At 60.9% G+C, this 6,882-nt stretch carries 5 protein-coding genes and 3 pseudogenes; 3 read left to right on the top strand and 5 right to left on the bottom strand.

Going from position 1 to position 6,882, the window contains the following annotated elements; all coding sequences use genetic code 11:
• Nucleotides 1-136: 136 nt before the first annotated feature.
• From ACZXDY_RS44040 to ACZXDY_RS44030, 3 genes and pseudogenes are all read right to left on the bottom strand, one after another.
• Nucleotides 137-1,295: pseudogene (locus tag ACZXDY_RS44040) on the bottom strand (ISL3 family transposase); the annotation flags it as partial.
• Nucleotides 1,296-1,343: 48 nt separating this feature from the next.
• Nucleotides 1,344-1,727, bottom strand: a pseudogene (locus tag ACZXDY_RS44035) (AAA family ATPase); the annotation flags it as partial.
• A gap of 206 nt (nucleotides 1,728-1,933) precedes the next feature.
• A complete protein-coding gene (locus ACZXDY_RS44030; RefSeq protein ID WP_349642724.1) occupies nucleotides 1,934-2,302 on the bottom strand; it encodes an ATP-dependent DNA ligase in 369 nt (122 codons plus the stop codon).
• Between the two features lie 334 nt (nucleotides 2,303-2,636).
• On the opposite strand from ACZXDY_RS44030, the gene ACZXDY_RS44025 reads away from it, so the two are divergent.
• The gene (locus ACZXDY_RS44025) at nucleotides 2,637-2,972 is read left to right on the top strand and encodes a hypothetical protein (RefSeq protein WP_028169141.1); all 336 of its coding nucleotides are present in this window, start codon (nucleotides 2,637-2,639) and stop codon (nucleotides 2,970-2,972) included.
• Nucleotides 2,972-3,274, top strand: coding sequence for a hypothetical protein (locus ACZXDY_RS44020; RefSeq protein WP_028169140.1), 303 nt, complete (start codon nucleotides 2,972-2,974; stop codon nucleotides 3,272-3,274). Before ACZXDY_RS44025 ends, ACZXDY_RS44020 begins: the two co-directional genes overlap by 1 nt.
• Nucleotides 3,275-3,401: 127 nt before the next feature.
• Here the strand turns inward: ACZXDY_RS44020 and ACZXDY_RS44015 are convergent, their stop codons facing one another.
• Nucleotides 3,402-3,698 carry a hypothetical protein gene (locus tag ACZXDY_RS44015; RefSeq protein ID WP_464349781.1) on the bottom strand — a complete coding sequence of 99 codons (297 nt, stop codon included), beginning with the start codon at nucleotides 3,696-3,698 and terminating at the stop codon, nucleotides 3,402-3,404.
• A gap of 1,656 nt (nucleotides 3,699-5,354) precedes the next feature.
• A pseudogene (locus ACZXDY_RS44010) lies at nucleotides 5,355-6,390 on the bottom strand (IS110 family RNA-guided transposase).
• Nucleotides 6,391-6,667: 277 nt separating this feature from the next.
• Here ACZXDY_RS44010 and ACZXDY_RS44005 point away from each other — a divergent pair.
• On the top strand, nucleotides 6,668-6,882 hold a 215-nt coding region (locus ACZXDY_RS44005), incomplete at its 3' end, for an alpha/beta fold hydrolase (protein ID WP_464349780.1).

Raw genomic sequence — 6,882 nt, 5'->3', positions numbered from 1 at the left:
ACCGAGCCGATTCGGTATCGCCGCCCCAATCCTGACGGTCAGTTCTCCGGTAACATTCTTGATGAGGCAATGCGCCCCCTAAACTGGGGGACGGGCGTCCAAAATTGGCTCTGACGCAATTTTGATGCAGCTCCTTTCATTCTGCGCCAATCAATCTAGCTTGTAGCAGATCGATTTTCCCGCGACCGTACATTTGGCGTCTGACGAGCTTGAGACGCGTGATCTGCCCCTCAGTTTGTCCGTTGGACCAGGGCAAAGTGATTGCTGCTCGAACCGCCGCCTCATCCTTCGCGACGCCGCCTGGCGAACGAGGTGACGAGACTGGCGCGGGCGGGCTCAATCCATGGGATGAGGCCCGCCTGGGTTCTACGCCGGATCATCAGGTGGAATTCGGCGATGATCTCGCGTGCCTCGACCAGGGTTGGTACGCCAGCTTCGATCGCCGCGACCGTGACGGTCTCCGCTTTCGAGCAAGTCCCGGTCGATTGTCATCAGGCGCGCGATCGTTCTGACCGACGGAATCCTCTGAAGGTTCGTACGTCGGCCTTTTCAGCTCGTCGTCTGCGGGTCGCCCACTCGCTAATGACGCGGAGCGAGCCTCGGAAGCCACGCGCCTTTAAACGGCGCCAAAGTTGAGCCCCGTGTTGCAGCCGGACGCCCACTGATCGTCGAGCCATGGCAAATGCAGATCCAACGAACTTTGCCGGGTCCGGAAGACATCGTTGCGTTCGCCGCGGATCACCTGCCTTACCAGCTTCCTGCTATGGCCAGTCTGGCGCACGATCTGCTTGATGGGTATGTATCTGGCGCATCGATTTGCGGATGGCGTCAAGGAATGCCCGACTGGCGTTCTCCATCAAATGCCAACGCTCGGCGACCTGCACCGCGTGCGGCAGGGCCTTTGCTGCTGCTTCGCCATATCCCCCGCCACGGTCGCGGGCGACGACTAAGATCGTGGGATGAGCAGCCAGCTACGCTTGGGCGGTCGCGGGCTCACGATCCGGCAGCAAGGTGACTACCCGGCGCCTTTCCAGGTTGCAGATGATACTGGCGTATCGGTGATTGCGCCGCCAGGCCCAGTCATCGATGCCGATGACCTTGAGTGGATCGCCCGGCGAACGGCTGCGGCGTCGGACGACACGCAGGAGCGTGTCCTTGCTTACTGGCAGCATCAGCCGTCTTGCAAAGCCCGCTGCCGGCCGACCGCCAAGCGCCAGACCCAGGTGATGGACGATAGAGTCCAGCCTCGCCGTGCCTCGCGCAGATGGAGCTAATATCCCGTCGGCGAAACGCTCAGTTGTACTCGGTGAACGCCTTCTTGCGTTCCTTAAGCACCTGGCCTCGACTTCGTGCTTCGTTCTCGTCGCCGGTAGGATATTTTCAAGCGCCTTCAACTGGTCTGCTACGTCGGCTTGATCGGCGCCAATATAAAAGACGGGGTTCGCCACGCCAGTTTCCCAGCGGAGGTTTTCGGCGATGAAATCGCCGTTAAATACACAGACGCACTTCTCGAGGCCAGCCGGTGCCTTGGGATAGCTAAATTTTGCCGCGTTGGACATCTCAATCTCGAATGTGCATCCTTCGGGAAGTCGCTCCTGCTTCTTGCCGTGTTGAAGCGCCGCGAATATGCGGGAAAGGGTCGACTTTCCCGAACCGTTGAAGCCGTAGAAAAGATTGAATCTTTTGAGATCAAGGCTCGGCGTGGCGGCTTTACGCTCCGCCAACACGGCTGCGCCTTTGAGCAGACGAATGTTCTCGATGATTGCCACGGCCGCCCCAGCCCATTTCCTTTTCCCTTAGATTGGCATCCAAGGGCTAGAGAGCATTACTAGCAATCAAGCTCAGGTTGTAAAGCGGAGAACGGACCCCTACCAACGACTAATCCTCGTTGCAGCCTGGAGGGATTACCCAACCCAAGGGGACGAGGTGCAGGTCAGAACTGATCCTGCACGCGGTGATAGGCTGGATGCTTCGGATTCTTGACCTTGACCCAGTGCGTGCAGCGGCCCGCGACGTAGGCGCGCCCGCTGTGTTTCGAGACCATGCCCTCCAGCCCCATCAAACAGGCGTGCCGGAACAGGTCCGGCCCGATCTCGCCGAGCTCGTAAGGCGCAGCGTGGATGCCCTCGGTGCGGCGGGCGAGTAGCCGCGTGAGGTTGGTCTTGCGCATCGACAACGGCAGACGCCGGAAATCGTCGCCGTCACCAGCCAGCATGTCGAAGGCATAGAACTGGACCTCGTCATCGTGCCGCCTTGAATGCAGTGCGGCCCAGTCCGACATCCCGTCGACGTTGAGGACCACGGCCTCGCCTCGAGCACGAAATGGCTGGGCTTGAGCTTGCGCGCGGTCTCGACAATCCAGCGATAACGGTCCGTATAAGTCGTGGCCGCCCCTGCTTTCAGGCGCACGCGATCCGCCTCCCGGATGATCATCATCCGGTAGCCGTCATGCTTGGATTTCGTGGAACCAGTCCGGGCCAGACGGGACAGTATGGGCCATGACCGGCAGGGCGAATGCCAGACGCCTGCTCATCGAGGCGTATATATAAAGTCATGGACGAATTGCGAATCGGGTTTATCGACGCCCAGCCGCCGACGGGCTGGAACGCTGGTGTTCTGTCATCGTGAGGTTAGTGATGCGTTCCTCGCCCTCGATTGCCCCCGGGTCCGACCGGGATGTCTATCTGGTCCTCGACAGCTTCGGCAGCCGCCTTGGCCGCGCTTGGGTTGAGAACGACGAGGAGCACACCGACCGCGATACTTTGCTGCGTCACCTGATGGAGGGGCAGTACCGCAATCCGATCCGGATCATTTCCTTTAACACCAGCGAGGGCTGGTCGCAGGACGCCTCGGAGGAGATCGCCGCCGAGCTGCGCCAGCGCTGCGCCGAGCGCGGTGAGGTCCCGCCGACCCTGGAGAACTTTCTGGCGCGGCACGGCCACCGGGTCGATATCCAGCTTTCGCTGCTGTGATGAGCGACATCTCCAAGGTCGTGGAGTTCATCCTGCAAAACCACCGCGACGTGATGCAGCGCGGTCGCCTGCCGGTGTGGACCATCTATGATCGCCCTGCCGATTTCCCGGACTGCTACGTCGCGCGCATGTTCGAGGTCGTTGGCGGCAGCGAGGCGCCGCAGCCGAGTACGGTGATGCTGCGGACAGCCGGGCCGAACGAGGGACTGGAGATGCTGCGCGACGCGTTCGAGCTGGCGGGCCTGCGCTGCCTGCCGCGCTCGGCTGGCGACCAGCCACAGCTCGTGGAAAGCTGGGTGTAGGCTGGGAGCGACCGCCGGTCGCGCATGTTTTTTGTAGCTGCGGCACAAGCTGCACTGACAACTGGCAGCATTCATTAGCGCGAGCCGCCAGCGATCCAGCTGGCGCTGCCGATGGGGCTATAGGCCTTCAAGTCCGGTGCGCTGTTTGCGTTTGTGATACGCTGAATCGCCACAGCGCCGAGCGGCCTTTGCCTTCACGCGCGACCATGCCGGCTTTTTCCAGCCGCCACAGACCTATCAGAAGCGAAGAGACTTTGTCGGGCAGCGTTTCGTGAACGGAGACGTCATGGCCGAGTTTCAGCATTTCCCGAACCATGGCTTCTGCTGTCATCGGCCCGTGCTCGGCAAGGATTTTGCGTGCCACTATCAGCCGCGTGCTGCTCAAGTCATCCTCGCGGGGGGTGACCGCCCCGGCGCCGGTCACCGGAACCTGCGCCGGGGCGTCGCTTCCTCTCGGCTCACCTATGGAGGCCCCGGTGATCGGCCGAGAGATCGCCGACCGAGACGGGCACGCTCGATGCCGCGCGTCAGTGCACTATGTAACCGAAGGGCGCAGAAATTTGAGTTGGTTGCGGCACAAAGTGCACTGACCTCCGCGCTGAAGTTGTGCTTTTCTCTCCCTGCGACCTCTCGCTGATCGAACCCCAGCCACACCCAAGCCCCGGTGGGTGAGAGGGCGCGCGCCCCGGTGCCGATCCCTCATGGTCGCGCCGGGGCGGCTAATTTCGCGGAGGCTGCGTCATGCACGACCGTCTGTTTGCTGCCCTCGTTATTATGGCGAGCATCGTGTCGACGATCATAACTGCGGTTGCGGTTCTCTCAATCGACTGACTTGGCTGGCGGCCTAGATCGGCCGCGCCGATCTGCCCTTTAGGAACGGGCCTGTTCTGGCGAGGTTCTATTGTCGCACGCAACGTTGGCTCACAACGTGCGTGCGGTGACAAACTCGGCAGCTCCGGTCCATGACGACGGCTGGGCTGCTTTTTTGTGGCGATGGACTGACGTGTGACGAGACCGAATTGCCCGGTGTGCCATGGGCTCGGCTGGGTGTGCGAAAATCACCCTGACCGTCCCTGGTCAGAGGACGCCCCGAGCGCGGCGGCAGCAGGTGCCTGCTTTCGCCGCTCCGCCTAAAAAAATCTATCGAGGCGGCTGGAGGCCGGGGGATGTTAGCCATTCCCGGATATGCGATCCAATTTCGGCTTGGCGCGCGCTGCGGATGAGTTGTTCGCGTTCGATTTCTAAGCGAGTGTCTTGGACCTGTCTGCGCAGGCGTGCAGCTTCTTCGGCTAGTCGCTGTTCGAGTATCTCAAAGGTTATGAAACGACGCCTGTGAAACATGGCGCTGCTCCCAGTGTGAGTGAGGCGGGAGCGCGTCTTTGCGTTCTCACCACCGATAGATACCAAGGACGGTGCGGTGGTGTAGAGGCAACAGAGGATATCAGGCTTCGTTCCTAATCGAAGGATTTGGGTGGTCCGTGGTGTTCTGTCGCATACGACGTAACATGGATTATTAAACCGGCGCGCCGCACGCGTCGTGCAGGGGTTTTTCGTAAGGCCGAGGTTGCCGAGATCGAGCTATTGCTCAGCGATGACAATAATGCCGACGAAGATCGCGCCGCGCTGCATGGTGCTCAGCAGGCGCTCCGCCAAGTGCTCGAACCCGAAACCTGGCACTCCGCCAGCCAAACGTCCTAACCCGTCGCCAGCCGGCCGCGCGACGCGGTGAGCAAACAGTGGCATGGAATGACCAGCGAGCTGACACCGCAGGAAGTAAGCTTACTGAAATGGCTCGGCGACGAAGATTTTAGGGCGTATACTCATCTGTGGACGCCCCGCGAGATGCAAGCGGTTTTTGAAGAAGTGCGGCACGTAGTCGGATGCTGCCATCTATCCGGCCTCTGATGGTGCAGCGATGGAGCTGCGGGCCTGTATGGGACTTCGCGGACCGGAACCAAATCATAAACGCGTGCTCTGGGCACGATGAGTACACCTGGTTCTTCCGGCCCCGTCTCGCCGACTGTTGCGCCATACCCTCCTTCGACCGACTACATCTCTGACGACCTCAGGTTCGCCAGGATCACGCCTTGGCTGCGACCGGAGCCCTGTAATTCTCCTGCTTGACAAGTAGCGCCCAGACGATCCGCGCCATCTTGTTGGCGAGCGCGACCGTTACCAGCATGCGCGGCTTGCGAGCCAGCATCTGTTCGAGCCACGAACCCTTTGGCGCCCCGCGTTTGCTCGCCTGCTGCACAACAGCGCTGCTGCCGATGATGAGGAGGCGCCTGAGCGTTCGCCCCCCCATCTTGGACGTCGCGCCGAGCTTTTGCTTGCCGCCTGTCGATCTTTGAAGAGGCGTGAGACCGAGCCAGGCCGCGAAGTCACGGCCTTTGGCAAAGGTCTCGGCCGGCGGTGCTAGGGCGGCGATCGCGGTGGCGGAGATCGGGCCGATGCCAGGAATGGTCATCAGCCGGCGCGAGACCTTGTCCTCGCGAGCGCGTCGCGCGATCTCCTGGTCGAGATCCGCGATCTTGCCATTGAGGTCGGCCAGTAGGTCCAACATCAATCGGAACATGGCGTGGGTCGCTTTGGGAAGCGAGCTGGCCATCGCTTCTTCCTCGATCAGGTCGGCAAGCATCGCCACGTGCGACGGGCCCTTGGGCGCGACCCAAACTATATTCGGTAAGGTGTCCCCGGATCGCGTTGATGAGCTGCGTTCGCTGCCGCACTAACAGATCACGGGTCCGAAACACCAGACCCGCCGCCTGTTGCTGCTCGCTCTTCACGGCCACGAACCGCATGCTCGGCCGCTGCGCTGCTTCGCAGATCGCCTCGGCATCGATCGCGTCGTTCTTTTGCGGCTTCACAAACGGCTTTACGTACGCGGGAGGGATCAGCCGAACTTCATGGCCAAGCCGGGCGAGCTGACGGGCCCAGTGATGGGCTCCGCCACATGCCTCCAGAGCTACCGTGCAACTCGGTTGGGTTGCGAAGAAATCCAGCAGCTTTCCTCGGCTGATCCGCTTGCTGAACATAGCTCGCCCTTTCACGTCCGCTCCATGAGCGTGGAAAACATGCTTGGCGATATCCAGACCGATTATGCTAACCTCCGACACGGACGCCTCCCTTAAGTGGTGCTAAACACCTCCACTTTGGCACATCGATGCCGTCGGCGGGGCGTCCACCCCATCATAAAAAAAGCGACGATGTCAGCTTCTGAGGGCCAAGCGGAAAATTTGTGATCAATCAGAGTATTACCGCACGTGACCCAAGGCGGAAATGTGCGGGACTACGGCTGAGGTCTTTAGACGTAAAACCGGAGTGGCAGATGCTACGGGGTTGATCTCGGCTATTCAGGCGGCAACAATGGAGTAGGCCCCAAGGTTTCGCTCGATGACTGACTTCAAACTGCCCGAGACGAGATATGCCCAGAACGGCGACGTTAGCATCGCCTATCAGGTGATGGGCGACGGGCCGATCGACCTGATTTTGGTTCCTGGCTTCATCTCACATATCGAATTCCAGCACGAACTCCCAGGATACACCGCTTTTCTGCGGCGGCTCGCGGGCTTCGCCCGGGTCGTGACCTTCGACAAGCGCGGACAAGG

It is taken from the genome of Bradyrhizobium sp. LeoB3 (assembly GCF_055456055.1).
The sequence above is the reverse complement of the archived record's forward strand: the minus strand, read 5'-3'. Positions and strand labels throughout refer to the sequence as shown.

Bases quoted from the DNA above. Each gene is read 5' to 3' on its own strand.
- ACZXDY_RS44025 (WP_028169141.1), top strand. From the start codon at position 2,637: ATGCGTTCCTCGCCCTCGATTGCCCCCGGGTCCGACCGGGATGTCTAT.
- ACZXDY_RS44020 (WP_028169140.1), top strand. From the start codon at position 2,972: ATGAGCGACATCTCCAAGGTCGTGGAGTTCATCCTGCAAAACCACCGC.